The following is a 24,454-nucleotide window of genomic DNA, read 5'->3' on the forward strand; positions in this document are numbered from 1 at the left end:
CACATGCAGACCCTGGTGGACTGGGCCGACGCGAACGGCATGGGCTACCTGGCGTGGACCTGGAACCCGTGGGGCTGCACCAGCGGCGCGGTCCTCATCAAGGACTGGTCCGGCACTCCCGAGCCCGGCGTCGGCGAAGGCTACCGGAGCCACCTGCTCACCCAGAGCCCCTACCTGTGACCCGACGAAGTGCCGACGTTCTTCGGCGAGTCCGGCGACAGCGGCTGCGGCCACAATAGGGGCGACCCGCCCTGAACGCGGGCGGCCGGTCAGCGCTTCGGTGCTGGCCGGTCGCCGAGGCCCGGCTCCTCGAGCAGGTTGCGCAGGACCACCATCGCGGCTCCGACGGCCGCGGCGTGCGCGAGGTCGCCCGCGAGTTCGACGTTCACGCTGTGCACGTGGCGCATGAACACCGACCGGTCGAGCGCGTCCTGGACGGCGTCCCGGTAGCGGTCGCCGAACTCGGTGAATGCGCTCCCCGCGAGCACGACGCTGCCGACGTCCAGGAGGTTCACCAGTGTCACCGCGGCGGCCGTGAGGTTCAGGACCGACGCGTCTATCAGCTCGGCGGCTTCGGCATCGCCGTCGGCGGCGGCGCGGCCGACCAGGCCGAACGCCTCCAGCGGGTCCGTGCCGAGGCCGAGCCGCGCGGCCAGCGGGGTGCGGCTCGCCAAGTGGGCGACCGCCACGGGACTCGCCACATTGTCCAGGCAGCCGCGGTTGCCGCAGCCGCAGGCCGCGCCTGCCGGATCGACGGAGATGTGGCCGAGTTCCAGCCCGTTGGAGGTCGCGCCGCGGTACGGGTGGCCGTCGATGATCAGGCCGCCCCCGATGCCCCCGGACATGTAGACGACGGCAAAGTTCGACGGCGCGGCCCCAAGGTGCTGCGCGCCGATGCCGGCGGCGGTGGCGTCGTTCTCGATCGCCACCGGCAGACCGGTCGCCTCCGCCACCGCCGACGCGAGCGGGTACCCCTGCCATTCGGGCGTGGGCTGCGGTGTCAGCAGGACGCCCGCGTCCCGGTCCTGCGGACCGTACGTCGCGATCCCGATGCCCCGGATGGCCTCTCGCGCGAGCGCGGAAGCGCCGATCATCTCACACACGGCCGCGGCCAGCTCGGGGACGACCTCGTCCGGGCCGCGCTCGCCGAGCACCGGCAGCTCGCGCCGCGCGACGATGCCGCCCGCGAGGTCGACGATGACTGCGACACCGCGGAACCGGTCGAACTGGAGCCCGACCATGTGGCAGGCGTCGGGCTGGAGTTCGAGGAGACGGCGGGGCGTGCCGCGCTGGGACCGCGCGGTGCCCACTTCGTGCACGAATCCGAGGTCGATGAGTTTCCGCACGGCGTTGGTCATGGTGGCCCGGGTGAGGCCGGTGGCCTGGGCCAACTCGATCCGGCTGACCTGCGTGCGCTCCCTCAGGAGGTCGAGGACCATCGCGACCGTCGGCAGGCGGGTGTCCGAGCCGAATGCGCGCACCGCGACCTCCTGACGTGATGTCCTCTGAGCGGCAACCCTACTGGAGCCTGCGAGGGCTCAGCGCAGGTCCGCTGCGTCGAGCAGTGCGGCGACGGTGGGGGCGAGTAGGCCGTCGAGGTGTTCGGCACCGATCCCGGCGCGGGCGCTGGCGCCGTCGAAGACCAGCGTGAGCTGCCGGGCGAGGAGGTCCGGGTCGCTTGCCCCGCCCTGTTCGGCTGCGGCGCGGAAGTAGGCGGTCAGGTTCCCTTTGACCTCTCGCGCCACGCGGCTCGCGGGGTGGTCGGGGTTCTTGAGTTCGATCTCGGCGGAGAGGTAGGGGCAGCCGCGGAACTCGGGTGCGGTCGACTGGGACGCGACCTGGTCGAAGACGTGCGTGATCTGCTCGCGGGGGCCGATGTCGGCGTCCGCAGTGGGCAGGAGCCCGGCAACGTAGGAGGAGGAGCGCCGCTCGAGGCTCGCGGCCAAAAGCTCGTCCTTGCTCGAGAACAGCTGGTACATGGAGCGCTTCGACACACCCGCGGCCTTGCACAGCGCGTCGATGCCGATATTGACGCCTTCGCGATAGGTGAGCGCGGCCGCGGCGTCGAGGAGGCGCTCGCGGGGGCTGGGCTTGAGGTCCGTGGTCATCGTGCCAGGTTAGCGCGATTTCGAGAAATCGTAAACCGATCGGTTTCAAATCCTTGCACTTGGAAACAGATCGGTTTACGATGGATGGAAACCGGTCGGTTTTCTCGCTTTCGAAACCAGCTAGGAGCAGCCCGATGTCCATCGAAGCACCCGCGATCCAGATTCCGGGAACCACCAGTCACACCATCCCGGCCAGGGGAGGCCGCACCCGCGAGGGAACGCTGCGCTATCTCAAGGCCGGGCGCGGCGCGCCCTTGGTCCTGCTGCACACGGTGCGCACGCAGGCCGAGCACTTCCGCCACCTCATCCCGCTGGTCGCGGACCGGTACACCGTGTACGCGCTCGACCTGCCGGGCATGGGCTACTCCGAGATCGTCCCGGACGCCTCGTACGAGGAACCCGCGATGCGGGCCGGTGTTGAACGGCTCCTCACTGAACTCGACCTCAAGGACGTCACGCTGGTCGGCGAGTCGATGGGCGCCACACTCGCCCTGACCGCCGCCGCCGATCTGCCCGAGCGCGTCAGGCGGGTCGTGGCGGTGAACGCCTACGATTTCCGCGGCGGCATCGCCCGGTCCAGCCTCCTCGCGCGCGCCGTGGTCGGCGGCGTCCTTGCGCCCGGGATCGGCCCGGTGATCGCCGGAGTCGAGCCCAAACCGGCCCTGCGAGCCATCCTGCGCGGCGGGCTCGGCGACAAGGCCGCGCTGCGCGAGGACTATGTGGACGAGCTGCTGCACGTCGGCGCCCGACCGGGCTACCCGGTCGTCGCCCGGGGCGTGTACCGGAACCTGCCGAGTCTCATCGCCGCCCGGTCCCGCTATACCGAGGTCAAAGCCCCGATCCACCTCGTCTACGGCGAGCATGACTGGTCCCGGCCCTCGGACCGCGAGGCGAACCGGGCGCTGCTGCCCGACGCCGAGTTCACGCAGGTCGCCGGGGCCGGCCACTTCATCGCCCTCGAGCGGCCCGACGTACTTGCCCGCGTCCTGGGCGCCAGCAGCGGAGCTGCGCCTACGAGCTGAGCGCGAGAGTTGCGTGCGACACAAACACTTTGAAGACAAAACCGATCGGTTTACCTTTGATGAAACCGATCGGTTTCCTTCTGTGGGAGCCACGAAAAAGGAGGCAGTCATGACCGCAATCAAGGGCGCCAACGTCCTCGTCACCGGCGGCAGCCGGGGTATCGGCAAGGCACTGGTGGAGGAACTCGTCGCCCGCGGCGCCGCCAAGGTCTACGCCACGGCCCGCGACCCGCGCACGATCACGCACCCGGGCGCGGTCGCGCTGGCCCTCGAAGTCACCGACCCGGCGTCCGTCGCGACCGCCGCCGCACATGCGCAGGACGTCACCATCGTCATCAACAACGCGGGCGCCATGAGCGGCGCCTCGTACCTCGACGCCTCAATCGACGACATCCGCCGGGACCTGGAGATCAACTTCTTCGGGCCGCTCCTGGTCACCCGCGCCTTCGCCCCGATCATCGAGCGCAACAGCGGCGGCCGCATCCTCAACGTCCACTCAGCACTGTCCTGGCTCGCCGACGGCACCTCCTACAGCGCCTCCAAGTCCGCCCTGTGGTCCCAGTCAAACTCACTGCGCCTGGCCCTCGCGCCGCGCGGCATCGGCGTGACCGGGCTCCACGTCGGCTACGTGGACACCGACATGACCGCAGGCGTCGAAGCGGCCAAGGCCGACCCCCGCGACGTCGCCGCGGCCGCGCTCGACGGCATCGAGGCCGACGCGAGCGAGGTGCTCGCCGACGACCTCACCCGCTGGGTCAAGTCCCAGATCTCCGGCGACCTGGACGCCCTCTACGCCCAGCTGCAGCAGTAGCGCCCGGCACCCGAACCAGGGAGATCCCCCTTTCCGGACGGCGTCGAGTCCTGACGCCGCGATATCGACCGACCTGCACCGAACCGCAACTCGAACAGATAGAGGTACACGTCAATGACGGACAGCAACCCCATCCTCATCACCGGTGCCGCCGGCGCGATCGGCGGCGTGAGCCGGACGATGGTCGACATGCTGCTCGCCGAAGGCCGCACCGTGCGGGCCTTCGTGCGCAGTGACGACGAACGCGCGCAGTCGCTCCGCGACGCCGGAGCCGAAGTCGTCATCGGCGACCTGCTCAACATCGCCGACGTGACGAACGCGCTCCAAGGCGTCCGCCGCCTCTACTTCTCCATGAGCCTCTCGCCGTACTACACCGACGCTGTCGGCCTCATGGCCGCGGCCGCGCGCGCTCAAGGGGACATCGAGGCGTTCGTCAACATCTCCGAGTACGAGCAGTCGTTCATGACCTTCGCGAACATGACCGCACCGGTCGAACAGCGGCGGGCACGCTTGGGCGGGGCCGTCGCGGACTGGTCGCCGCAGCAGCGGGCCCACTGGGTGGCCGAGCAGGTGCTGGAGTGGTCCGGCCTCCCGGTGGTCAACATCCGCGCGGCCTTCTTCGTCGAGAACCCGATCCTCACCTGGGTGGCTATGGGATCGCTCGCCGACGGTGAGCTCCGCCTGCCCTTCGGGGACCACAAGCTCGCCCCCGTCGCCGGATACGACGTGGCCGAGCTGTGCGCGAAGATCCTCGCCGACCCGGCGCCCCACATCGGAAAGTCCTACGCGCTCACCGGACCCGAGTACAAGGACATGCACGCGATCGCCCAGGACTTCAGCGCCGTGCTCGGACGCCCGATCACCTACGTTCCGGTCGAGATCGAGACCTGGAATGAGCGCTACATCGACCCCGCCCTTGGCGCATACCCGCATACCGCCGAGCACCTGAAGACCCTGACCCGGATCATCGGCAACGGCGGCTACGGCAGCATCACCGACGAACTCGCCACCCTGCTCGGACGCGAACCGAAGACCGTCCAGTGGGCGCTTGAGCACCATCCGCGCGTCCAGGGGTTGCAGCGCGCCTGACCCGTGCATGCAGTCCACCAGCGGCTACGGCGCCGCGCCCGGGGACTGGCGTCAGCCCGATGTTCTTCGCGGACATCTCGGTCCTCGATGTCGACCTCGCAACCCAGGCCCCACATTCCCGATCGACCCGCCGCTCATCCTGACGTGCACTTCGCGCGAGAGCCGCGGACGGGTGGGAATAGGGTCACGGAAGGCGCGGACGGGTTCGGTCCAGAAGGACGACCTCACGGCGCTCGACCGGCAACCATAGGAACGAGCAACGCAGAAGCGGCCATCGATTCGATGGCCGCGTCCGAACGTAATGTCGGGTATTGCCTGATCTTCCCAGGAATCCGAACTTGTTTCACCTGGTCAGAGGTGGTGTGGCTTAGAATGGTGGAAGTAGAGGGATTCGAACTCGTGGCTGTTGAGGGCGAGGCGATCTCGGACTTCGAGTGAATTCGCAGGTCGGCGAGTTTCTGGGCGATGAGAGTGGGCGTCCGTCCGAGAAGCGGAAGGTCGCCGGTTCGACCCCGGCCCTGGCCACACTTGTTTCCAGGTGTTTCTCCCCGTCTACCAGCGTCAATGCTGAGAGGCGGGGTTTCTTCTCATCGCTATCGGGCGCCGGTCAGGGCGTTCAGAGTTGCGGTGACGTGGTCGGCGTGCTCAGGGGAGTGCATTCGCAGTTCTCGGAACTCGCGTTCCGGATCGCCGTCTTGCAGTTGGGAGAGCCATTCGATCAGGGTCGCGGTGCCCGCGGGGGTCGCGACGAAGGTCGTTCCGGCGAAGTCGGGGTCTGCGAGGTGCGCGGTGTCGCCGGTGAGGATTTCGGCGAGCGCCAGGGCGGTCATGTCGTAGAGGTACTCGTCGACGGCGGGATCGTCGCCGAGGAGGCCTGACTCTTGGGCGGCGGCCACCAGATCGTCGGCCGTGACCTGCTCGCGGTCGCGGGTGAGCCCTTCGACCAAGTCGAGGACCTCCAGGCCCTCGTCGCTCTCAAGCGCCTTCACTCCCCATGAACCCATGGCGTCCAATCTATTCCGCGTTCTCGATCCGGCCTCGACTGGACCATCGTGCGCTTCACCGCCCCGGCCCCGGCGGGTCGGAATCGTTTGGCGGGAACCTAGAAAAAACCGGGGCATTCGGGGGCGGCGGGGGCGGGATTGTTGTGGGGAGCCTCCAATTCGTGTCCGATTTCAGTGATGGAGCGATTGCGCAAGGTTGCGAGACTGGCTGCATGACCACTACTTCGAACACTGTCGACCGGTCCGGGACGGCGAAGTCCGTTGCGGGCTGGGTTGCGGCCCCGGTCGCCTGGTTGCTGGCGCTGGTCGGCTGGCTTTTTCTGAGCGGGGAGATGATTGCGGTGCTCATCGTGCTGCTGGCGATCCCGGCGCCATGGCTGCTGTGGACCGCGTGGCGGATGCCGCGGCCGCGGGCGGGGACGTACGTCGCCGAAGCCGGGGCGCTGCTGACCGGGGCCGTGGCGCTGTACCTCACGGTGCTGGCGTTCATGATCGCCAGGGAGGGGCCGGCGCCGCTCGCGTTCATGTTCATCGACTTCGGTGCGGCGGCGGTGTTCGTCGCCGCCGCGGTGCCGCTGCCGGGCCGGAGGATCGCCTACGGGGCGGCCGCGCTGGCGTGCGTCGTCATCGGGGTCGGGCTGCGGGTGCTGTCGTCGGACACGTCGTACTACCCGGGGATCGACTGGGTGACGAAGGACGAGCTGTTCGCGTGGGCGTTCCTGGGGCTGCCCGCGCTCGGGGCGGCACTCCAGGTGCTGTGGTGGCTGCGGCGCAGGAACCGCGCCTGATTCAGTCGATCGCGTCGGGGCCCGCGTCGCCGCCGTACGTGGCGATCTTGAACTCGGTGGCGGCGAGGGAGAGCGTGAGCTCCCGGATGCGGCGGCGGATCGTGTCGCGGTGCTCGACGAGCATGTCGAGGCGCTCCGGGACGGTGCCCGCGCCTTCGTCGACGAGCGCGATGTAGTGCTGGAGGTCGCGCATCGGCATGCCCGACAGGCGCATGCGGGTGAGGAACACGAGGCGGCGGACGGCCGCGGCGTCGTAGACGCGGTGGCCGAGGCTGTCGCGGGAGACCTCGACGAGGCCCGCGCGCTCGTAGTAGCGGAGCGTGTGGGCCGAGACGTCGAGGAGGTCGGCGGCCTCGGCGATCGTCATCGACTCGGGGACGGCGGCCGGGTCGGCGAGGCTGCGGATCGCCTCGACCGAGACCGGGCCGTCGTCGCCGAGGGATTCGAGCGCCCTCGTCAGCAGTTCGTCGGTGGCCATGGGCCAAACCTAGACCGGCCGGACCGAAGGCGCCACGCCCTCGAAGTCGGCCGAGCGGGCGAGGTCGGCGAGGCGCTCGATCGAGTCGAGGTCGCGCTGGCAGGCCGCGTAGAGGCGGGTGACGGCCTCGGCGCCGAGCGGGAGGCGCAGGGGGACGTCGTCGCCGGTCGCGAGGTCGACGATGATGCGGGCGGCCCGGTCGGGGTCGCCTTCCTGGCGGCCGTCGACGCCCGCCATGTCGGCGCGGACGGCGGCGAGCGCGTCGCCGTAGGCGTCGGCGGCGTCGGTGAATTCGAGGGAGCCGTGGAAGCCGGTGCGGAAGCGGCTGGGCTCGACGATCATGACGCGGACGCCGAACGGGGCGACCTCCCCGGCGAGGGATTCGGACCAGCCTTCGAGGGCGAACTTGGACGCGGAGTAGGCCGCGACGCCGGGGAAGGAGATGCGCCCGCCCTGGCTGCTCATCTGCACGATCGTGCCCGACCGCTGCGCGCGCATGGCCGGGAGCGCGGCACGCACGAGCGCGGCGGGGCCGAAGAGGTGGAGGTCCATGAGGTCGCGCAGCTGCGCGTCGTCGACCTCCTCGACGGCGCCGACGACGGCGCGGCCCGCGTTGTTGACGAGGACGTCGACGCGGCCGAACCGGTCGAGGGCGGCCTGGACGAGGCCGGGCGCGGCGGCGGTGTCGGTGACGTCGTAGGGGACGGCGAGGAGGCGGTCGGCGTAGGCCTCGGCGAGATCGGCGAGCGCTTTGGGGCGGCGCACGGCGGCGACGACGTTCGCGCCCGCGTCGAGTGCGGCGGCGGTGATGGAGCGGCCGAGCCCGCGGGCGGCGCCGGTGATGATCCAGGTCTGCTGTGTCATGCCCGGAACGCTATGGCTTCGAGCGCGCTCGAACGCAAACCGCTGTGGGGCGAGTCACGGCCCGGCGGTGGGGTGCCGCCTACCCGCGCAGCGCCGCGACCTGCTCCCGGTAGTCGCCGAAGGCCGCTTCGACGTCGGGTTTGGCGAAGCCGTAGCGGTCCATCGCGTACTCGTGGCCGGGGCGGTGCTCGTCGAGGATCGCGTTGAGGCCGTTGCGGTCCGAGACGGTCCACGGGGCGCCGATGCGTTCGAACAGGCGCGGTGCGAACTCGTGGGGGTAGCCGGTGAAGCGGTGGTAGTTCACGTCGGCGACCGCGTCGTCGGGGAGTGAGCGCCGGAGTTTGCGTCCGCGTTCGATCGACTCGGCGAGGACCGGCAGCCAGGTCCGGCCGATCGCCAAGGGGTCGAACTCCTTGCAGTGCAGAGCGGTGAGCCGTTCGACGGCGGAGCAGAACGACGGCACGGCCGCCACCGGGTCGCGGTGCATCCAGACGAACACCGCGTCGGGGAACACGTGCCGGATGACGTCGAGGTGGGCGACGTCGCCGGGGAACCGCAGGATCCAGCGCCGCGGCGGCGCGCCGTACTGGAGGACCTGGAGGACCTGTTTGAGGTACTCGTAGTTGCCGGTGGCGTCCTGCTGGTCGAGCCAGGTCCGGTACTCGGGAAGGGGCGCGGCGGCGAGGGGCGCGTAGGTGCGCCACAGGACGGCGGTGTGCTCCTCGGGCCGGTCGGCCCGCAGGGGGCGGACGGCGTCGTAGTCGGGGGCGAGGCGGCGCAGGGCCGCGACCTGGCGTTCGGTGGCGGTGCGGCCGCGGGCGGCGTCGTCGCGGGGGAGGCCGGTGCGCTGCATCTCCCACAGGTGCGGGGCGCGGTGGCCGGGGGCGGCGGCGAGGACGCGGTGGGCGAGGCCGGTGGCGGCGCGGGGCAGGCCCACGATGAAGATCGGCCGCTCGACCGGCGCGGCCCCGACCAGGGGGTTCTGGGCGTGGATCCACTTGACGCGCAGGCGGTTCTCCAGCCGGTGGACGGCGCCGCGGAGCTGGAGGGTCCAGCCCAGGGGGGTGAGTTCCGGTACGGCGGCGAAGCATTGGAGGAGGAAGCCGAGGTCCTCGATGAACTCCCAGTCGCGCAGGTCGGGTTCGGTGTCCGCGGAGGCGACGGTCTCGCGGATGCACTTGCGCCACAGCGCGAGCGTCTCGGCGGGGTCGCGGCGGACCCGGGCGGACCGGCCGAGAGCGGCGTTCAGCACCATTCGTCGCATGGGGCGTCCTTGCGTCTTAAAAGGAATGGATTGTCACTCCCAATCGGTGCAATATTACCGATGCGCCCCTGTCGTGTACATACCCGGGCGCCGCAACCGAAACACCCCCGTCGGACTGGAAGTCCCCATTAGACTCACGGTGTTCCGCTGTGGAGCCGTTTCCCTTGGGGGCGTAGGACATCGAACACGTCTCCCCAACGATAGCGCGCGCAAGGCGGGTGATAGCCTGAGCGCAGACTTGTCTTCGAGGGGTATGGGCCCTGACCGGCGTCCGCGCCGGTCAGGGCCTGTTTTACTGCCCGGGCCCCCGGCGGGCGGGCGCGGCGTCACGCCGCGGGGGCCGCGGCCCCGTCGCGGGTCCGTTCGGCGACCCGGTCGAGCAGGTCCCCCACCGCGTCGGCGATCGCCTCCGGGGCGTCCTCCGGCGCGTGGTGCCCGACCGTCTCGCCGATGCTCCGGATCTCCAGGGCCGCAGCGTGTTCCCGCGCCCACTCGATCATCGCGGGCGAGCCGAGCCCGTAAGGGCTCGCCGTCAGCAGCTGCTTCGGGACCTCCGGGGAGGACGCGAGCCACGCCCCGTACGCGTCGAAGCGCGCGGCCACCGCCGCGGGTGCGAACGGCTCCCCCTCGGCCTCGGCGAGCGGGATCTGCCTGGGCCAGGCCAGGAGCGGGCGGCGCGAGTCCGGGTCGGGGTACGGCTCGCGGTAGACCGCGAGGTCCGCGTCCGAGATGCCGCCGTTGGTGGCGCGCAGCGCGGTCTCGATGAACCAGTTCTCCTCCAGGGCCATTCGCTCGCCCGCGCCGGGCGTCCGCAGCGTGCGGAAGAACTCCACGGCCCCGGCCGGGTACTCGGCCCAGGTCATCGGCCGCAGGAACGTCTCCATCACCGAGACGCCGCGCACCCGGTCGGGATGCCTTGCGGCCCAGTCGAGGGCGAGCGAGCCGCCCCAGTCGTAGCCGACGAGCACCGGCCGGTCCGCGCCGACGGCGTCGAGGAACGCCTCCAGGTACGCGGCGTGGTCGGCGTAGTCGTAGGCGATCGCGGGCTTCCCCGAGGCGCCCATGCCGATGAGGTCCGGCGCGATGACGCGGGCGCGGTCGGCCAGGCGCGGCACGACGTGCCGCCAGATGTGCGAGGAGGTCGGGTTGCCGTGCAGGAGGACGACGGTCGTGTCGCCTTCGCCCGCTTCGGTGTAGGCGATGCGGGAGTCGAGGAGGTCGATGGTCTTCATGGTGTCGGCCTTTCAGAGTGCTCGGTCGATGGCGGCGGTCAGGGCGACCGCTTCGAGTGCGAGGCCGGCGAACCGCCAGCCCGCGGGGGTGCGCACGGCGCGGTAGCGGGCGATCCCGGCCGCGACCTGCGCGGTCGTGTCGTCGATGGCGAAGACCCCGATGTCGTGGGCGCGCACGTCGGCGGTGTCGCCGTCGAGGTCGATGACGAGGTTCGCCTTGTTGTGGAGGGTGCGGGCGAAGGTGCCCTGGCTGCGGCGCACGTGCTCGACGACCGCGTCGATGCCGCGCAGTTCGCCGCCGCGCGGGGAGGTGATGACGACGTCGCCGGTGAAGATCCGGTCGGTCTCGTCCCAGCGGCCCTCGTCGACCCACACGCTGTGGCGGGCGACGAGGTCTTCGAGCTCGGCCCGGTCGGCGAGGCGGCGGAGGGTGGCTTCGGTGGACATGGGGTCTCCTGATTCGTTAGTACGACTAATGGTGTTGGTGAAAAAGCAAGGGCCTCAGAGGGTCCGGGCGATGTCGGCGGTGCGCGTCAGGGGCGTGACGGCGATGCTCGCGAGGCGCCAGCCCGCGGGGGTGCGGCGGGCGTCGAAGCGGTAGCGCGCGTCAATGAACTGGACGGCCTCCCCGGTGGCGAACACGGCCTTGACGCCGCAGTCGACGACCGCTTCGTCCCCGGCGAGGTCGATCACGATGCCGTGCATGGCGTGCACGGTCCGCTCGTACCCGGCGTGCCGGGCGAAGGCGTGCTCGGCGACGGCCGCGGCGCCGCGGACCTCGCCGCCCGGGGTGCGGGCGACCGCGTCGTCGGTGAAGACCGCGGCGGTGGCGGCGGCGTCGCGCTCGTCGAGCCAGCGGCTCTGGCGGGCGAGGAGCTCGGTGATCGCGGCGCGGTCGGCGAGGTCGCGGACGAGGGTGTCGGTGTCGCTCATGAGCGGCCCCCTGATTCGTTAGTGAAGCAAACGTTTATGTCGCTAACGAATCTACATCGTTAGTGGGACTAACGCAAGCGGGGTAGGCTCTTCCCATGGACACCAGCGATGATCTGCGGTTCGACCGCGGCGACGGCACTCCGGGACGGCTGCGGCGCCAGCTCTCGCGCCTCCTGGGCATGACGAGCGCGCAGGCGAGCCGCGTCGCCTCGGAGGCGCTCGCACCGCTCGGCGCGCACAAGGCCCACTTCGTGGTCCTCGCCGTCCTCGCCGAGAGCGGGCCCGCCAGCCAGTCGGAGATCGCCGACCGCGCCCGGATCTACCGCTCCGACCTGGTGGCCGTCCTCAACGAGCTCGCCGAGGGCGGCTGGATCGTCCGCGCCCCCGACCCGGCCGACAAGCGCCGCAACACGATCACCATCACCGACCGGGGCCGCGCGCGGCTCGCCGAGATCGAGGCGGTCCTCGACGACGTCAACGACCGCGTCATGGCCCCGCTCAGCGAAGCCGAACGCGCGCAGCTGTTCTCGCTCCTCGGGCGCGTCAACGCCCACCTCGCTAGCGGAGGCGGCGCATCACCTGCTCCTTGAGGGCCGTGAACGGCGGGTACACGACCCGCATCGTGTCGGGCGCGAGCGGCTTGTCCAGCACCGACTTCGCGTGGGAGAACACCTCGATCGAGTGCCGCCCGTGGTAGGCGCCGAGCCCGGAGTTCCCGACGCCGCCGAACGGCAGGCCCGGGACGTCGATGTGCGCCATGGGGATGTTGAACCCGACCGCGCCCGACGACGTGCGCGTCAGGAGCTTGCGGCGGGTCGCGTCGGAGGCGGTGAACGCGTACAGCGCCAGGGGCTTCTCCCCGGCGTTGACGTACGCGATGGCATCGTCCAGGGTCTCGACGGCGAGCACCGGCAGGACCGGCCCGAACACCTCCTCGCCCATGACGGCGTCCTCGGGGGAGACGTCGGCGAGGACCGTGGGCGCGATGTACCGGTCGGCGCGGTTGCGCCCGCCGCCGACGACCAGGCGGCCCTCGCCGAGGAACCGCTCCAGGCGGTCGAACGCGCGCTCGTCGATGATCCGCCCGTAGTCGGGGCTGTCGGCGGGCGCGTGCCCGTACATCTCCCGCACCGCCTCGGCGAGGTGCTTCTCCAGCTCGGGGCCGGTGCCGCCGACGGCGAGCACGTAGTCGGGGGCGATGCACGTCTGCCCGGCGTTCATGAACTTGCCCCAGGCGATGCGCCGCGCCGCGGTCGCCAGGTCCGCGCCCGGCTCCACGATCGCGGGGGACTTCCCGCCGAGTTCGAGCGTCACCGGCGTCAGGTGCTCGGCCGCGGCCTTCGCGACGATCCGGCCCACGCGCGGCGACCCGGTGAAGAAGATGTGGTCGACCCGCTCCGCGAGCAGCGCCGCGGTCTCGGCGGCCCCGCCCTGCACGACCGCGACGGCCTCGGGGTCCAGGTACTCGCCGATGAGCCGCCCCAGGACCGACGCCGTCGCCGCCGCCGACTCGGAGGGCTTCACGACCACGGCGTTCCCGCAGGCCAGCGCCCCCGCGAGGGGCGCGAGGAGGAGCTGCACGGGGTAGTTGAACGGCCCGATGACGGTGACCACGCCGAGCGGCTCGCGCAGCACGTACGCCTTCGCGGGCTGGAGGTGCGGCGGCGTGTAGACCCGCTTGGGCCGCAGCCAGGACCGCAGGTGCTTGCGCAGGGCCCGCACCTCGGCGGACACGAAGTCGATCTCGGCGAGGAACGACTCGGGGGCGGCCTTCCCCAGGTCGGCGCGGAGCGCGTCGGCGAGCTCCTCCCCGGCCTCGCGGAGCATCCGGTCGAGGCCCTTGAGCTGCTCAAGGCGCCACGGGACGGGTTTGGTGCGGCCGGTGTCGAAGTGCGCCCGCAGGCGCGAGACGGTGTCCGAGGGGGACTCAGGTGTGAACTCGCTCGCCATGGGACGACTCTAGCGACTCCGGCCCTCCCGCGGCGCCGTGCGCCCGCGCCGCCTCGCACGGGCCACAAGGGACAGTACAGGTGTGTCATGGCGCATGGCCGCGCCGCGGTACCGGGAACATTGCGACGGTCCCATGACAGGATGTCGCGTATGAGCGCCGCGAAACGATCCCCGCTGCTGTCCTGGACCGTCATCGCGCCGATTGTCGGCATCGTCGTCCTGGCCTTCACCTGGGGCCGCGAGTCCGAGACCGCCCTCGTCGCGGTCGCCGCCGCCGCCCTCATGGCGACGGTCCTGGCCGCCGTCCACCACGCCGAGGTGGTCGCGCACCGGGTCGGCGAGCCTTACGGCTCGCTCGTGCTCGCCGTGGCCGTCACGGTCATCGAGGTCGCCCTCATCGTCACCGTCATGGCCTCCGGCGGGCACGACGCCGAGACGCTGGCCCGCGACACCGTGTTCGCCGCGGTCATGATCACCACCAACGGCATCGTCGGCATCTCGCTGCTCCTCGGCGCCCTCAAGTACGGGACGACCCTGTTCAATCCGGAGGGCTCGGGCGCGGCCCTCGCCACCGTCGCGACCCTCGCCGTCCTCGGCCTGGTGCTGCCGACGTTCACCACGAGCGCGCCCGGCCCCGAGTACACGGCCTCGCAGCTGGTGTTCGCCGCGGTCGTCTCGATCGTCCTGTACGGCCTGTTCGTGTTCACCCAGACCGTGCGCCACCGCGACTTCTTCCTCCCGATCACCGAGGCGGGCCCGGTCACCGAGGAGACCCACGCGGACCCGCCGTCGGGGAAGACGGCGCTGCTCAGCCTGGGGATGCTCATGGTCGCGCTGGTCGGCGTGGTCGGCCTCGCGAAGGTCGAGTCCCCGGCGATCAAGGCCGGCGTCGACGCCGCGGGCTTCCCCGCGTCGTCCGTGGGCGTCGCGATCGCCCTGCTCGTGCTGCTTCCGGAGTCGATCGCGGCGATCCGCGCGGCCCGCCGCGAGCGCATCCAGACCTCGATCAACCTCGGGTACGGGTCGGCGATGGCCTCGATCGGCCTGACGATCCCGGCGATCGCGGTCGCCTCGTTCTTCATGGACGGGCCGCTGCTGCTCGGGCTCGGCCCGACGCAGATCGTGCTGCTGGGCCTGACGCTCGTGGTCTCGGTCCTCACCGTGGTCCCCGGCCGCGCGACCCGCCTCCAGGGCGGCGTGCACCTGGCGCTGCTCGCGGCCTACCTGTTCCTGGCGATCAACCCTTAGCGGGTGGCGGCCCACACGTCCCAGCCGAGCCGGGCCAGGAGCGCGAGCACCACGACGACGAGGACGATCCGCACGAACCGGGAGCCCTTCGCCATCGCCGTGCGGGCCCCGAACCACGCGCCCGCCATGCAGCCCAGGCCCATGACCAGGCCGAGGATCCACCACACGTTCCCTTGGAGGGCGAACACGGTGACGCCGCCGATGTTGGTGGCGGCGTTGACGACCTTGGTGTGCGCGGCGGCCGTGACGTAGTCGAAGCCGATGATCGCGGTGAACGCCACGGACAGGAAGATCCCGGTGCCGGGCCCGATGACGCCGTCGTAGAACGCGACCGCGACGCCGGCGGTGAGCATGAGTGCGGCGGCGCGCAGCGGGGTCCGCAGCCGCGGCTGCGGTTCGAGGCCCAGCTGGGGCCGGGCGATGACCAGGACGAGGACGGCCAGGAGCACCCCGATGATGATGGGCTTCAACGCGCTCGCGGAGACCGCGAGGGCCGCGACGGCCCCGGCGCCGGAGCCGAGGAGCGCGAGGCCGACGGTGGGCCACAGCAGCCGGTGCTCCAGTTTGATCTTGCGGGAGTAGGTGATCGCGGAGATCGTGGTGCCGCACACCGACGCCATCTTGTTGGTGCCCAGCATGAGCTGCACCGGCGCTGTGGGGAACGCCACCAGGAGCGAGGGGAGCTGGATGAGGCCGCCGCCCCCGACGACCGCGTCGACCCACCCGGCGAAGACGGCCGCGACGATGAGCAGCGCGAAGAGACCGGGGTCGATGTCGAAGGGCACCAGGCCAAGTTACTTGCCGCACGGCCAGTCGACACGCCGATGAGGTGAGGAACACGTGGCGGTGCGTAATCGTCTGATATCAACAGGTCATGGACATGACGAAGCCTATGACCCACTTGGTGAAACGCGGGTACGAGTATACGTTCGACCCCGACGAGCAGCAGCTGCGGAACCTTGAGGAGACCCTCGAAGCGGTTCGCGCCGTGTACAACTGGTCCCTGTCGGTGTTCCAGCGCGAGTGGCGCGCGAAGGGGGAGAAGATCTCCTACGCCGAGATCTCCGCGCGGCTGACCAAGTGGAAGAACCAGCCCGCGAACCGGTGGGTCAAGGCCTATTCGTCGGTGCCGCTCCAGCAGATCGCGCGCCAGCTGCACACCGAGTACCACGCGTTCCTCAACGGCCGCAGCCGCGAACCCGCGCCGAAGGAGCACGGCGAGCAGGTGCAGCTGGTGTACTCGCGGGCCGGGTACTACCTGAAGGGCCGCGAGGTGAAGCTCGCGAAGCACAAGGAGCCCTTGGACATCATGTGGGGCCTGGAGCGGCCCGGCCGCGACGACATCACCTCGATCACGGTGATCCGCGAGCACGACCGGTGGAAGCTGTGGATCGTGGCCGAGGAGTTCGTGGAGGTTCCGCGGCAGAAGCCGCCGGAATGCGGCGAGTGCGGGCGCGTCCTGGAGGACTAGGCCCGGTGCACTGCGGCCCCCGCACGACCCGCGCGGGGGCCGCCGCGGTGTCCGCCCCGAGCGCCCGGCCGGGCGGCTTAGGCGAACCTTAGAAGCGGTCTAAAGTGAGAAGCCGTCCAGCATCAGTGGTGCGGGGCCCGTTTGTCCTGCTAGAGTGGGGTTCGACTTCCGGACCGTTGAGAGAACAGCATGAGCGACCTGGTAACCCGACTGCGGCGCCACAACTGGCGCATCACCCCTCAGCGACGTGTCATCGCCGAGACCCTCGAAGGTTCCCACGTGCACTACACGGCCGACGAGGTCCTCGAACGCGCCTGCGAGCGCATGCCCGAGATCTCCCGCGCCACGGTCTACAACACCCTGAACGAGATGGTCGCCCTCGGCGAGGTCATCGAGCTGTCCCTCCAGGGCCGGTCCAAGCGGTACGACCCGAACGCCGACCACGACCACCACCACCTCATCTGCGACGGCTGCGGCCTCATGAAGGACGTCCACGCCGTCGCCGACCCCATCGAGTGGCTCCCCGGCGACGAGCGCCACGGCTTCACCGTCACCAGCGCCGCCGTCACCTACCGGGGCCTGTGCCCCGACTGCCGCGCCGCCGCCTGACGGACCGGCCCGGCGCCGACGTCACTGTCCGGCATCATCCGGTGACCTCCCGGCCGCCCGGATAGGCTCTGGCGCATGACACTGCCCGAGGAGCCCTGGAAGTCCGACATCTGGAGGAACCGCCCCGCGTTCCTCTACTCGCGCCGCCCCATCGCCCGCTACGTCGGCCGCCCCGCCGCGGAGTTCCTCAAGATCGAGCCCGCCGCGGGCGTCGTCCTCGTCGTCTGCGCCGTGCTCGCCATGCTCTGGGCGAACTCGCCCTGGTCCGGGTCCTACGAGGCGGTGTGGGGCCTGGACATCACGTTCACGTTCGGGGACTTCAGCCTCCACCACACCCTCAAGGACTGGATCAACGACGGCCTCATGGCCGTGTTCTTCTTCGTCGTCGGCCTGGAGATCAAGCAGGAGATCGTCTCCGGGGAGCTCGCCAGCCCCCGCAACGCCGTGCCGCCGATCGCCGCGGCCGTCGGCGGCATGGCCGTCCCGGCGCTCATCTACGCGTCGCTGAACTCGGGCGGCGACGGCGCCCACGGCTGGGGCATCCCCATGGCCACCGACATCGCGTTCGCCGTCGGCGTCCTCGCGCTCTTCGGCTCCCGCATCCCCTCCGCGGCCCGGATCTTCCTGCTCACGCTCGCGATCGTCGACGACCTCGGCGCGATCGCCGTCATCGCCGTGTTCTACACCGACGACCTCGCCACCGAATGGCTCATCGCCGCCGCCGCCCTGGTCGCCCTCGCGGTCCTCATGCGCCTGCTCAACGTGTGGTCCCCGGCCGTGTACCTCGTCATCGGCGTCCTGCTGTGGGTCGCGATGCTCCAGTCCGGCGTCCACGCCACCATCGCCGGGGTCGTCATGGGCCTCATCATCGCCGCCCGGCCGCTCCTCGACCCGGCCGTCGCCCACGACGAGGCCCAGGAGCTCGCCAAGGACGGCCTCACCCTCGAAGAGACCGAGCGCCTCGTCAAGCTCACCCGGGACGCGCAGCCGCCCGCGGCCCGGCTCCAGCACCAGAACCACCGGTTCTCCTCCTTCGTGGTCCTGCCGCTGTTCGCGCTCGCCAACGCGGGCGTGCCGCTCTCCTCCGACCTCGTCGCCGCCGCGTTCGGGTCCACGGTGACGCTCGGGATCGTGCTCGGCCTCGTCCTCGGCAAGACCCTGGGCATCACGCTCGTGACGTGGCTGGTCGTGAAGCTCGGCCTGGGCCGGATGCCGCGGGGGACCTCCTGGCCGCTGCTCACCGCGATCGCCGCCGTCGCGGGCATCGGGTTCACCGTGGCCCTGTTCATCGCCGAACTGGCGTTCTACGGCGGCGACCCGGTCCTGGCGTACGAGGCGAAGATCGGCGTCCTCACCGCGTCGATCGCCGCGGCCCTGGTCGGGAGCATCGCCGTGCACTTCACCGCGCCCCGCACGGCGCAGGAGGACGACGCCGACCCGGAGCTGGAGGACGCCCGCGAGGCGGGGTTAGGCTTGGCCCACTGCTTTTCACGAGCGACTCGACCCTAGAGTGAGGACCCGAATTGGCTCCGCAGAATCTGATGTCACAGCCTCCGGCGACGCTGCTGCCCGAGGACACCGAGGCCCGGACGTACCTCGACGCGCACACGCCCGAGGACACCGTCCGCCAGTTCCCGTGGTTCTGCGCCGCGTGGGCGCGGCTGGCGAAGAACGCCCTGGAGTCGGGCGACGACGTCACCGCCTACGCCTTCGCGCGCACCGGGTACCACCGGGGGCTCGACCAGCTGCGCCGCAGCGGCTGGAAGGGGCACGGCCCGATCCCCTGGGAGCACAAGCCCAACCGCGGGTTCCTCAAGTCCCTGCACCAGCTGTCCCGCGCGGCCGCCGCGATCGGCGAGGCCGACGAGGCCGCCCGCTGCGCCCAGTTCCTGCGCGACTCCGACCCGGCCGCGGCCGACGCACTGACCTAGCAGCGGAGCGAGAAGCGGCCGGGAAGCGAGTGCTTCCCGGCCGCTTCGTCCCGCCCCTGCTAGGCGAGGAAGATCTGGCCGTCCTCGACGTTGATGTCCACCGGGGTCAGGCCGGTCTCGGCCGGGCCCTTCTCCAGCTCCCCTTCGAGGGAGAACGTCGAGCCGTGGTTGGGGCAGATAATGTCGCCGGCGGCGTCCGGCGGGTTCACGATCGTCCCCATGTGGGGGCACGCGGCCGAGAACGCGAGGAACTCGTCGGCCGTGGGCTGCACCAGCACGGTGTCCTGGACGACGATCCCGCCGCCCTCGGGGACGTCCGCGGTCGCCGCGAGCGCGTCGCCGCCCGCGCCGCTGGACGACCCGTCGCCGGAGCCGCCGGTCGTCGCGTCCGAACCGGACGTCGTCGAGTCGTCGGACGGCTCGGCGGTCCCGCACGCGGCCAGGGCCCCTGCGGCCCCGAGCCCGGCCAGGCCGCACATCAACCCGCGCCGCGAGGCGATGACCCGCCGCGCGAGGTCGCTACCGGTCTTGCTGTCGGTCATGTCTGAGCTCCTTGTCCATGCGGCCCGTCCCCCGCGGCAGCCTGCGAGCCTGGGGAGGTTTCGGGCCGCGGCGGCAACGCTACTGCCGAAGAGCCGAGCTTGTCATGATTCGGGGCGGAAACTCAAGACCTTTAGTTGAAGTTTTCAGTAAACTCTCAGGCGGCGGCCGGGGCCCCGGCCGCCGCCCCGAACCCCTACAGCCCCAGGGACCTCGCGATGAGCATCCGCTGGACCTCGTTGGTGCCCTCGCCGATCTCCAGGACCTTCGCGTCGCGCCAGGCCCGCGCCACCGGCGTCTCGTTCATGAACCCGTACCCGCCGAAGATCTGCGTCGCGTCCCGCGCGTTGTCCACCGCCGCGAGCGACGCGTGCAGCTTCGCGAGCGCCGCGTCCGTGCCGAACGGCTCCCCGGCCTCGGCCTTGAGCGCCGCGTCCTGCCACGCCAGGCGGGAGGTGTGCGCGCGGAGCCTCATGTCCGCGAGCATGAACGCGATCGCCTGGTTCTCGCCGATGGGCCGCCCGAACGCCTGCCGCTCCTTCGCGTGCGCGAGCGCCTCGTCGAGGCACCCCTGCGCGGACCCGGTGGCGAGCGCCGCGATGGCGACGCGCCCGGAGTCGAGCAGTTCGAGGAACTGCACGAACCCGCGGCCGCGCTGCCCGATGAGGTTCGCCTCGGGCACGCGGCAATTGTCGAAGTAGACGGGCCGCGTGTCGGAGGCCCGCCAGCCCACTTTGGAGTACTCGGGCCCGATCTCCAGGCCGGGCGTGCCCGGTTCGACGGCGATGCACGAGACCTCGCCGGGGCCGGTCTGCGCGGTGGCGATGACGAGGTCGGTCATCGCGGTGCCCGCGTTCGTGATGAAGCACTTCGCGCCGTCGATGACCCACTCGCCGTCCTCCAGGCGGGCCTTGGTGTCGGTGTGCCCGGCGTCGGTGCCGCCGCCCGGCTCGGTGAGCGCGAACGCGACGAGGCCCTGCCCGGCGGCGAGGCTCGGCAGCCACTTCGCCTGCTGCGCAGGGCTCCCGAACTTGGCGATGGCCTCGGCGCCGAGGGTCACCGACGCCTCGACGGTGACCGCGACGGACGCGTCGACGCGGGCGATCTCCTCCAGTGCGAGGCCGAGCATGAACAGGCCCATTCCGGCACCGCCGTGCTCCTCGGGGAGGGTCACCCCGAGGACGCCGAGCTTGCCGAGGCCCCGGACGAGTTCGATCGGGAACTCGCCGCGCTCGTAGAAGTCGCCGATGACGGGGCGGATCTGCTCCTGGGCGTAGGCGCGCACGGCGGCGGCGAATTCGGTCTGCTCGATGTCGAGTTTCATTGCTGGCTCCTGTTCACACCGGTGTGATCGGGTGTCGGCGGTCGGCGAACCGGCGGTCCTTGTGGGTCAGCCGGCGGTACCGCGCGATGAGGTCATCGCGCAGCTCCTCGGGGGCGAGGACGTCGTCGACGACGAGTTCTCCTGCGAGCCTTCGCAGGTCGACGTCGGCTTCGTATTCGGCGCGGCGGTCGGCGACGAACTGCTCCCGCTGCGCGGGGTCGTCGATCGCGGCGATCTTGTTGGCGTACACGGCGTTCACGGCGGCCTCGGCGCCCATGACGGCGATGCGCGCGGTCGGCAGCGCGAGCACGGCGTCGGACCCGAACGCGGGCCCGGCCATCGCGTACAGCCCCGCGCCGTAGGCCTTGCGGACCACGACGCAGATCTTGGGGACGGTGGCCTCGGCGACGGCGGCGATCATCTTGGCGCCGTGGCGGATGATCCCTGCGTGCTCGACGGCGGAGCCGACCATGAACCCGGGGACGTCGGCGAGGAACAGCAGCGGCACGTTGAACGCGTCGCAGGTGTTCACGAACCGGGCGGCCTTGTCCGCGGAGTCGGAGAACAGGACCCCGCCGCGCACCGCGGAGTTGTTGGCGACGACCCCGACGGGCCGCCCGTCGAGGCGCGCGAACGCGGTCATGAGCTCCCCGGCCCACCGAGCCTGCACTTCGAGCACGGACCCCTGGTCGACGAGCCCGTCGAGGAACGAGTGCATGTCGAACGGCGCGGACTCGCTCGGCGGCACGACCGCGGCGAGGTCCACCGGGAGCGGCGGGCGGGCCGCGCGCACGGGGGCGGGCTGCGTCCAGTTCGACGGCAGGTAGGACAGCCAGCGGCGCACGTCGGCGATGGCCTCGTCCTCGTTGCGGCACAAGAAATGTCCGACCCCCGAGAGCTCGGTGTGGACGCGCGCGCCGCCCATGTCCTCCAGGGTGGTCTTCTCGCCGGTGACCATCTCGACCATGCGGGGGCTGCCGAGGTACATCGACGCGTTGCCGTCGACCATGGCGACGATGTCGCAGAACGCGGGGATGTACGCGCCCCCGGCGGCGCTGGGCCCGAACAGGGCGCACGCCTGCGGGATCTTCCCGGAGGCGCGGACCTGCTCGTGGAAGATCCGCCCGGCGCCGCGGCGCCCGGGGAACAGCTGCACCTGGTCGGTGATGCGCGCGCCCGCGGAGTCCACGAGGTAGACGATCGGGTGCTGCTCCAGCTGGGCGGCCTCGATGGTGCGGATGATCTTCTCGACGGTGCGCGCGCCCCACGACCCGGCCTTGACGGTGGAGTCGTTCGCGACGATCCGCACCGGCCGGCCCTGCACCGTGGCGGACCCGACGACGACGCCGTCGGCGGGGAGGCTCGGGTCGGGGTTGGCCCAGAGGGCGTCCTCGCGGAACGAGTCGGGGTCGCACAGGCGGCGGATGCGCTCGCGGGCGTGGTACTTGCCCGCCGCGGCCGCCGCCTTGTGGTACTTCTCGGCCCCGCCGCGCTCGATGCGCGCCCGTTCGGCCGGGTAGTCCCCGCTGAAGTCCACGATGACGTCCTCCTTGACGATCCACCGACCTGAACGATCGTTAAGGTCATGGCTATTGTGTCCCGCCCGGAGCCCCGTGTCAACGCATCCGCGAACCGCCTTCTACGCTCGGTGGCGACACCCCGCAGCGACCGCCCCGCCACGCCCCGGAGACCCATGAGCGCCACCTCCACCGCCGACCCCGCGGCAGACGAACCGGCAGCGTCGGAACGCGCCGCCGCGCCCGCCCGGCCGCCGCGGCTGCGCGAGATCGACGGCCTCCGCGGCCTCGCCATCGCCGTCATCGCCGTCTACCACATCTGGTTCGACCGCGTCTCCGGTGGCGTCGACATCTTCCTGCTCATGTCCGGGTTCTTCATCACCGCCGGGTTCCTGCGCTCCGCCGACGCCGGGCGCGGCCTCGGGTACCTCCCGTACGCGGCCCGGATCGTGCGGCGCATCTTCCCGCCCGCGCTCGTCGTCGCCGCGGGCACCGTCCTCATGGTGCTGCTGTGGCTTCCCCGCGCCACCTGGGGCCAGCAGCTCGGCGACATCGCCGCCTCCGCGCTCTACTACGGGAACTGGAACCTCGCCGCGCACTCCGTGGACTACCTGTCCTCGAACAACGGCGCGAGCATCGTCCAGCACTACTGGTCCCTCGGCGTCCAGACCCAGTTCTACGTGCTGTGGCCGGTCCTGGTCGGCCTGGTCCTGTGGGCCGCCCGCCGCGCCGGGCTCCCGCCGATGCGCACCGTCGCCGCCGTCCTCGCCGCGGTGCTCGCCGCGTCGTTCGCGTTCGCGCTGTGGGAGACCGCCGAGAACCAGGCGTACGCGTACTTCGACACCCGCGCCCGCATCTGGCAGTTCGCCGCCGGGGGCCTGCTCGCGCTGGCGCTCCGGCCCTCGGTGCGCGGCTGGGCCGCGCGCCTCCCGCGACTCGCCGCGGCCGCCCTCGGCTGGGCGGGCGTCGCGGTCCTCGTGTTCGCGGGCGCGCTCCTCGAATCCACCCAGTTCCCCGGCTGGGCCGCGCTCGCGCCCGTCGCCGGGGCCTGCGCGGTCATCGTCGCCGCCACCGCCGCGCCCGGCAAGGGCGCCGGGCTGCTGCTGAACACGTGGCCGCTCCAGCGCCTCGGCACGCTCTCGTACACGCTGTACCTGTGGCACTGGCCGATCCTCGTCTGCTACCTGACGGCGACCGGCCGCGACACCGCCACGTTGACCGGCGGCCTGCTCATCCTCGCCGCGGCCACGGCGCTCGCCGCGCTCACGCACTGGGCCGTCGAGGTGCGCCTCCCCGCCTCGGGGCTCGGCCAGTCGACCGCGCGGGGCGCGTTCGCGCTCGGGGCCGCGTGCATCGCGCTCGTCCTCGCCGCGTGCGCGTCGATGAGCTGGTACATCGCCCACGAGCGGGCCCGCCTCGCCGAGGCCGCCGCCGACCCGGCCCTCTACCCCGGGGCCGCGGCCCTCGCCGAGGGCGCCGCGTTCCCCGAACTCGACTTCGCGCCCTCAACGCTCGACGCCGCCGAGGACTACGACCCGGCGCTCTCGGGGGACTGCAACCAGACGATGGAGGGCTACGAGCCGATCCGCTGCGACTTCGGCATTGCCGAAGCCGACGCGGCCGCGACCGTGGTCATGTACGGCGGCTCGAAGATCTGGCAGTGGCTGCCCGCGGTGCTCGCCGCGGCCGAGTCGCGGCACTGGCATGTCGTGGCGTACACGAAGAACGCGTGCATCATCGAGACCGGTCAGGAGGCCCTCGGCGAGGAGCGGTACCGGTCCTGCGCGGCCTGGAACGACGCCGTCGTCGCCGAGATCGGCGACCTCGCCCCCGACCTGGTGTTCACGTACGGCTCCCGCGTCGGGTACGAGGCGTACGAGACGTTCCCCGACTACACCGACCGGTACGAGCAGCTCCTCGCCACCGGCACGAGCGTCGCCGTCATCCGCGACACCCCGAGCCCCCGCTTCGACATCCCGCTGTGCGTGGACCTCCACGGGCCCGAGTCGCCCGAGTGCGCCGTCGACCGCGACGCCTACTACGACGAGGGCGCGTTCGCGGGGCTCGACGTCCCCGACGGCGTCCACAAGATCGACCTGACCGACGCGATCTGCGGCCCCGAGACCTGCGAGCCCGTCGTCGGCAACGTCCTCGTCTACCGCGACGACGCGCACATGACCAACACGTTCGCCGCGACCCTCGGCCCCTACCTGGAGGCCGAGCTCGCCGCGGCCCTCGGATAGCGCGAAGGCCCGGTCCGAGCGGACCGGG

General features: G+C 71.4%; 25 protein-coding genes, 1 tRNA gene and 1 pseudogene. 13 read left to right on the plus strand and 14 right to left on the minus strand.

Features of this window, described 5'->3' with window-relative positions:
- Window positions 1-180, plus strand: a pseudogene (locus WA640_RS27820) (cellulose-binding protein); the annotation flags it as partial.
- Window positions 181-269: 89 nt separating this feature from the next.
- Here the strand turns inward: WA640_RS27820 and WA640_RS27825 are convergent.
- Both WA640_RS27825 and WA640_RS27830 read right to left on the minus strand, forming a co-directional pair.
- Window positions 270-1,481, minus strand: coding sequence for an ROK family transcriptional regulator (locus tag WA640_RS27825; RefSeq protein ID WP_335992126.1), 1,212 nt, complete (start codon window positions 1,479-1,481; stop codon window positions 270-272).
- 57 nt (window positions 1,482-1,538) lie between these two features.
- Window positions 1,539-2,108 (minus strand): TetR/AcrR family transcriptional regulator, encoded by a 570-nt coding sequence (locus tag WA640_RS27830; RefSeq protein ID WP_335992127.1) that lies wholly within the window; start codon window positions 2,106-2,108, stop codon window positions 1,539-1,541.
- Between the two features lie 134 nt (window positions 2,109-2,242).
- Here WA640_RS27830 and WA640_RS27835 point away from each other — a divergent pair, with 134 nt between their 5' ends.
- The 4 genes from WA640_RS27835 (at window position 2,243) to WA640_RS27850 (ending at window position 5,555) form a co-directional block, all read left to right on the plus strand.
- Window positions 2,243-3,130: an alpha/beta fold hydrolase gene (locus WA640_RS27835; RefSeq protein WP_335992129.1), complete on the plus strand. Its 888-nt coding sequence runs from the start codon at window positions 2,243-2,245 to the stop codon at window positions 3,128-3,130.
- 109 nt (window positions 3,131-3,239) lie between these two features.
- The gene (locus tag WA640_RS27840; protein ID WP_335992130.1) at window positions 3,240-3,941 is read left to right on the plus strand and encodes an SDR family oxidoreductase; all 702 of its coding nucleotides are present in this window, start codon (window positions 3,240-3,242) and stop codon (window positions 3,939-3,941) included.
- Between the two features lie 114 nt (window positions 3,942-4,055).
- A complete protein-coding gene (locus WA640_RS27845; protein ID WP_335992132.1) occupies window positions 4,056-5,030 on the plus strand; it encodes an NmrA family NAD(P)-binding protein in 975 nt (324 codons plus the stop codon).
- Between the two features lie 461 nt (window positions 5,031-5,491).
- A tRNA-Ser gene (locus WA640_RS27850) sits at window positions 5,492-5,555 on the plus strand.
- Window positions 5,556-5,623: 68 nt separating this feature from the next.
- Here the strand turns inward: WA640_RS27850 and WA640_RS27855 are convergent.
- Window positions 5,624-6,034: a hypothetical protein gene (locus WA640_RS27855; RefSeq protein ID WP_335992133.1), complete on the minus strand. Its 411-nt coding sequence runs from the start codon at window positions 6,032-6,034 to the stop codon at window positions 5,624-5,626.
- 212 nt (window positions 6,035-6,246) lie between these two features.
- Between WA640_RS27855 and WA640_RS27860 the strand changes: the two genes are divergently transcribed.
- The gene (locus WA640_RS27860) at window positions 6,247-6,822 is read left to right on the plus strand and encodes a hypothetical protein (protein ID WP_335992134.1); all 576 of its coding nucleotides are present in this window, start codon (window positions 6,247-6,249) and stop codon (window positions 6,820-6,822) included.
- 1 nt (window position 6,823) lies between these two features.
- Here WA640_RS27860 and WA640_RS27865 read toward each other — a convergent pair whose 3' ends face one another.
- From WA640_RS27865 to WA640_RS27890, 6 genes are all read right to left on the minus strand, one after another.
- Window positions 6,824-7,300, minus strand: a complete 477-nt coding sequence (locus WA640_RS27865) for a MerR family transcriptional regulator (protein WP_335992135.1) — start codon at window positions 7,298-7,300, stop codon at window positions 6,824-6,826.
- A 9-nt stretch (window positions 7,301-7,309) separates the two neighbouring features.
- The gene (locus WA640_RS27870; RefSeq protein ID WP_335992136.1) at window positions 7,310-8,164 is read right to left on the minus strand and encodes an SDR family NAD(P)-dependent oxidoreductase; all 855 of its coding nucleotides are present in this window, start codon (window positions 8,162-8,164) and stop codon (window positions 7,310-7,312) included.
- 79 nt (window positions 8,165-8,243) lie between these two features.
- Complete coding sequence (locus WA640_RS27875) at window positions 8,244-9,428, minus strand: sulfotransferase family protein (RefSeq protein WP_335992137.1); 1,185 nt, start codon at window positions 9,426-9,428, stop codon at window positions 8,244-8,246.
- Window positions 9,429-9,754: 326 nt separating this feature from the next.
- Window positions 9,755-10,660: a haloalkane dehalogenase gene (locus tag WA640_RS27880; protein WP_335992139.1), complete on the minus strand. Its 906-nt coding sequence runs from the start codon at window positions 10,658-10,660 to the stop codon at window positions 9,755-9,757.
- A gap of 12 nt (window positions 10,661-10,672) precedes the next feature.
- Complete coding sequence (locus WA640_RS27885) at window positions 10,673-11,107, minus strand: nuclear transport factor 2 family protein (protein WP_335992140.1); 435 nt, start codon at window positions 11,105-11,107, stop codon at window positions 10,673-10,675.
- A gap of 54 nt (window positions 11,108-11,161) precedes the next feature.
- The gene (locus tag WA640_RS27890) at window positions 11,162-11,593 is read right to left on the minus strand and encodes a nuclear transport factor 2 family protein (protein WP_335992141.1); all 432 of its coding nucleotides are present in this window, start codon (window positions 11,591-11,593) and stop codon (window positions 11,162-11,164) included.
- Between the two features lie 95 nt (window positions 11,594-11,688).
- Here WA640_RS27890 and WA640_RS27895 point away from each other — a divergent pair, with 95 nt between their 5' ends.
- Complete coding sequence (locus WA640_RS27895; protein ID WP_335992142.1) at window positions 11,689-12,183, plus strand: MarR family winged helix-turn-helix transcriptional regulator; 495 nt, start codon at window positions 11,689-11,691, stop codon at window positions 12,181-12,183.
- Here the strand turns inward: WA640_RS27895 and WA640_RS27900 are convergent.
- The gene (locus tag WA640_RS27900; RefSeq protein ID WP_335992144.1) at window positions 12,152-13,543 is read right to left on the minus strand and encodes an aldehyde dehydrogenase family protein; all 1,392 of its coding nucleotides are present in this window, start codon (window positions 13,541-13,543) and stop codon (window positions 12,152-12,154) included. The genes WA640_RS27895 and WA640_RS27900 overlap by 32 nt on opposite strands.
- Window positions 13,544-13,693: 150 nt before the next feature.
- Here WA640_RS27900 and WA640_RS27905 point away from each other — a divergent pair, with 150 nt between their 5' ends.
- Window positions 13,694-14,791 (plus strand): calcium:proton antiporter, encoded by a 1,098-nt coding sequence (locus WA640_RS27905; RefSeq protein WP_335992146.1) that lies wholly within the window; start codon window positions 13,694-13,696, stop codon window positions 14,789-14,791.
- On the opposite strand, the gene WA640_RS27910 is transcribed toward WA640_RS27905, so the two are convergent.
- Window positions 14,788-15,564 (minus strand): TSUP family transporter, encoded by a 777-nt coding sequence (locus WA640_RS27910; protein ID WP_442904855.1) that lies wholly within the window; start codon window positions 15,562-15,564, stop codon window positions 14,788-14,790. The genes WA640_RS27905 and WA640_RS27910 overlap by 4 nt on opposite strands.
- A 101-nt stretch (window positions 15,565-15,665) precedes the next feature.
- Between WA640_RS27910 and WA640_RS27915 the strand changes: the two genes are divergently transcribed.
- From WA640_RS27915 to WA640_RS27930, 4 genes are all read left to right on the plus strand, one after another.
- Window positions 15,666-16,262, plus strand: a complete 597-nt coding sequence (locus WA640_RS27915; protein WP_106364253.1) for a helix-turn-helix domain-containing protein — start codon at window positions 15,666-15,668, stop codon at window positions 16,260-16,262.
- A 189-nt stretch (window positions 16,263-16,451) separates the two neighbouring features.
- Window positions 16,452-16,871, plus strand: coding sequence for a Fur family transcriptional regulator (locus WA640_RS27920; protein ID WP_106364252.1), 420 nt, complete (start codon window positions 16,452-16,454; stop codon window positions 16,869-16,871).
- 75 nt (window positions 16,872-16,946) lie between these two features.
- Window positions 16,947-18,380 (plus strand): Na+/H+ antiporter NhaA, encoded by a 1,434-nt coding sequence (gene nhaA / locus WA640_RS27925; RefSeq protein ID WP_335992148.1) that lies wholly within the window; start codon window positions 16,947-16,949, stop codon window positions 18,378-18,380.
- Between the two features lie 32 nt (window positions 18,381-18,412).
- The gene (locus WA640_RS27930; protein WP_106364250.1) at window positions 18,413-18,802 is read left to right on the plus strand and encodes a DUF3151 domain-containing protein; all 390 of its coding nucleotides are present in this window, start codon (window positions 18,413-18,415) and stop codon (window positions 18,800-18,802) included.
- A 59-nt stretch (window positions 18,803-18,861) separates the two neighbouring features.
- Here WA640_RS27930 and WA640_RS27935 read toward each other — a convergent pair whose 3' ends face one another.
- The 3 genes from WA640_RS27935 to WA640_RS27945 form a co-directional block, all read right to left on the minus strand.
- Window positions 18,862-19,344, minus strand: coding sequence for a Rieske (2Fe-2S) protein (locus tag WA640_RS27935; protein WP_335992149.1), 483 nt, complete (start codon window positions 19,342-19,344; stop codon window positions 18,862-18,864).
- Window positions 19,345-19,538: 194 nt separating this feature from the next.
- Window positions 19,539-20,666: an acyl-CoA dehydrogenase family protein gene (locus WA640_RS27940; protein WP_335992150.1), complete on the minus strand. Its 1,128-nt coding sequence runs from the start codon at window positions 20,664-20,666 to the stop codon at window positions 19,539-19,541.
- Between the two features lie 13 nt (window positions 20,667-20,679).
- Window positions 20,680-22,203 (minus strand): acyl-CoA carboxylase subunit beta, encoded by a 1,524-nt coding sequence (locus WA640_RS27945; protein WP_335992151.1) that lies wholly within the window; start codon window positions 22,201-22,203, stop codon window positions 20,680-20,682.
- 156 nt (window positions 22,204-22,359) lie between these two features.
- Here WA640_RS27945 and WA640_RS27950 point away from each other — a divergent pair, with 156 nt between their 5' ends.
- Complete coding sequence (locus WA640_RS27950) at window positions 22,360-24,426, plus strand: acyltransferase family protein (protein ID WP_335992152.1); 2,067 nt, start codon at window positions 22,360-22,362, stop codon at window positions 24,424-24,426.
- Window positions 24,427-24,454: the final 28 nt, after the last annotated feature.

Origin of the sequence: Glycomyces sp. MUSA5-2 (genome assembly GCF_037034145.1) — a bacterium.
Classification (GTDB): domain Bacteria; phylum Actinomycetota; class Actinomycetes; order Mycobacteriales; family Micromonosporaceae; genus Glycomyces; species Glycomyces artemisiae.

Coding starts and splice junctions, on each gene's coding strand:
- WA640_RS27830 (WP_335992127.1), bottom strand. CDS start 2,108: ATGACCACGGACCTCAAGCCCAGCCCCCGCGAGCGCCTCCTCGACGCC.
- WA640_RS27835 (WP_335992129.1), top strand. CDS start 2,243: ATGTCCATCGAAGCACCCGCGATCCAGATTCCGGGAACCACCAGTCAC.
- WA640_RS27840 (WP_335992130.1), top strand. CDS start 3,240: ATGACCGCAATCAAGGGCGCCAACGTCCTCGTCACCGGCGGCAGCCGG.
- WA640_RS27845 (WP_335992132.1), top strand. CDS start 4,056: ATGACGGACAGCAACCCCATCCTCATCACCGGTGCCGCCGGCGCGATC.
- WA640_RS27855 (WP_335992133.1), bottom strand. CDS start 6,034: ATGGGTTCATGGGGAGTGAAGGCGCTTGAGAGCGACGAGGGCCTGGAG.
- WA640_RS27860 (WP_335992134.1), top strand. CDS start 6,247: ATGACCACTACTTCGAACACTGTCGACCGGTCCGGGACGGCGAAGTCC.
- WA640_RS27865 (WP_335992135.1), bottom strand. CDS start 7,300: ATGGCCACCGACGAACTGCTGACGAGGGCGCTCGAATCCCTCGGCGAC.
- WA640_RS27870 (WP_335992136.1), bottom strand. CDS start 8,164: ATGACACAGCAGACCTGGATCATCACCGGCGCCGCCCGCGGGCTCGGC.
- WA640_RS27875 (WP_335992137.1), bottom strand. CDS start 9,428: ATGCGACGAATGGTGCTGAACGCCGCTCTCGGCCGGTCCGCCCGGGTC.
- WA640_RS27880 (WP_335992139.1), bottom strand. CDS start 10,660: ATGAAGACCATCGACCTCCTCGACTCCCGCATCGCCTACACCGAAGCG.
- WA640_RS27885 (WP_335992140.1), bottom strand. CDS start 11,107: ATGTCCACCGAAGCCACCCTCCGCCGCCTCGCCGACCGGGCCGAGCTC.
- WA640_RS27890 (WP_335992141.1), bottom strand. CDS start 11,593: ATGAGCGACACCGACACCCTCGTCCGCGACCTCGCCGACCGCGCCGCG.
- WA640_RS27895 (WP_335992142.1), top strand. CDS start 11,689: ATGGACACCAGCGATGATCTGCGGTTCGACCGCGGCGACGGCACTCCG.
- WA640_RS27900 (WP_335992144.1), bottom strand. CDS start 13,543: ATGGCGAGCGAGTTCACACCTGAGTCCCCCTCGGACACCGTCTCGCGC.
- WA640_RS27905 (WP_335992146.1), top strand. CDS start 13,694: ATGAGCGCCGCGAAACGATCCCCGCTGCTGTCCTGGACCGTCATCGCG.
- WA640_RS27915 (WP_106364253.1), top strand. CDS start 15,666: ATGGACATGACGAAGCCTATGACCCACTTGGTGAAACGCGGGTACGAG.
- WA640_RS27920 (WP_106364252.1), top strand. CDS start 16,452: ATGAGCGACCTGGTAACCCGACTGCGGCGCCACAACTGGCGCATCACC.
- nhaA (WP_335992148.1), top strand. CDS start 16,947: ATGACACTGCCCGAGGAGCCCTGGAAGTCCGACATCTGGAGGAACCGC.
- WA640_RS27930 (WP_106364250.1), top strand. CDS start 18,413: ATGTCACAGCCTCCGGCGACGCTGCTGCCCGAGGACACCGAGGCCCGG.
- WA640_RS27935 (WP_335992149.1), bottom strand. CDS start 19,344: ATGACCGACAGCAAGACCGGTAGCGACCTCGCGCGGCGGGTCATCGCC.
- WA640_RS27940 (WP_335992150.1), bottom strand. CDS start 20,666: ATGAAACTCGACATCGAGCAGACCGAATTCGCCGCCGCCGTGCGCGCC.
- WA640_RS27950 (WP_335992152.1), top strand. CDS start 22,360: ATGAGCGCCACCTCCACCGCCGACCCCGCGGCAGACGAACCGGCAGCG.